This window comes from Jiangella rhizosphaerae, assembly GCF_003579925.1.
Classification (GTDB): domain Bacteria; phylum Actinomycetota; class Actinomycetes; order Jiangellales; family Jiangellaceae; genus Jiangella; species Jiangella rhizosphaerae.
This window is the reverse complement of sequence record NZ_QUAL01000213.1, coordinates 1-848: the sequence shown is the minus strand read 5'-3', so window position 1 is coordinate 848 and position 848 is coordinate 1. Positions and strand designations below refer to the sequence as shown.

At 74.8% G+C, this 848-nt stretch carries 1 protein-coding gene and 1 pseudogene; both read right to left on the bottom strand.

The window, feature by feature from the left end; translation table 11 throughout:
* Window positions 1-500, bottom strand: a 500-nt coding sequence (locus tag DY240_RS22510; protein WP_147375449.1) for a hypothetical protein, incomplete at its 3' end; no start/stop codon positions are given.
* Between the two features lie 30 nt (window positions 501-530).
* Window positions 531-774: pseudogene (locus DY240_RS34185) on the bottom strand (L-glutamate gamma-semialdehyde dehydrogenase); the annotation flags it as partial.
* Window positions 775-848 lie beyond the last annotated feature (74 nt).

The following is an 848-nucleotide window of genomic DNA, read 5'->3' as shown; positions in this document are numbered from 1 at the left end:
GGCGCGGGGGCCTCGGCGGCCGGCGCGGGCGCGGCGTCGGACGACTCGCGCTCGAGCAGCGCCTCGGCCAGCTCGGCCGGGCCCGTGACGGCCATGGCCAGCGCGCGGCCGAGGTCGTCGCGGTCGATGGGCTCCTCGGCGGTGCGGCGCAGCCGGTCGGACAGGTCGATGACCTTGTCGGCCGTGCCGAGCGTGGCCCGCGCCGCCATGAGGTGGCCCCGCTGCAGCGGCCGGCCGGCGATCATCAGGGCCAGCGCCTCGGCGGTGTCGCTCCAGTCCGACGCCGGTGCCTGCTCGCCGATGAGGCCGGCGACCCCGGCCATCACGCGGTCGGACGCGGCGACGAGCCGCTCGGCGGTCTCGCTGTCGCTGTCGAGGGAGGCCAGCCGCAGTGCTACCGCGGTGACCAGTGCGCCGTCGGCGGGACTCCGGCGGGGCTGGGACAGCAACCGCACCGCTCGTGCGACGTACGGCCTGGTCGACAGCCGGTCATCCATCACGCTTGACACCTCGTGTTCTCGTCTCTCGGCTCAACCCATGTGCGGGTACTCGTGCGTGTGCGGCGGGGCGAACGTTCTCCTCCACGGCTCGAGTGCTCGTCCACCGTAGAAGATTGTGCACCGTACCCGCCTTGTCATTCGTCCCACTGGCCCGACTTCCGCCGAATGGCTGCCGCCCGGCGGCCGCTCCGGTGGGTTTGTCGCTGACATAGACGTTACCGGCTGCGAAGCGTAGCGCCTCTGTGCTACGTGCGACAGCCGTCCGGGCCCGGGCGGCGGGCCCGGGCGGCGGGCCCGGGCGCCGGCTCCGGACCCCGGGCCCGTCAGCCGGCGTCGGCCCAGGAGCGG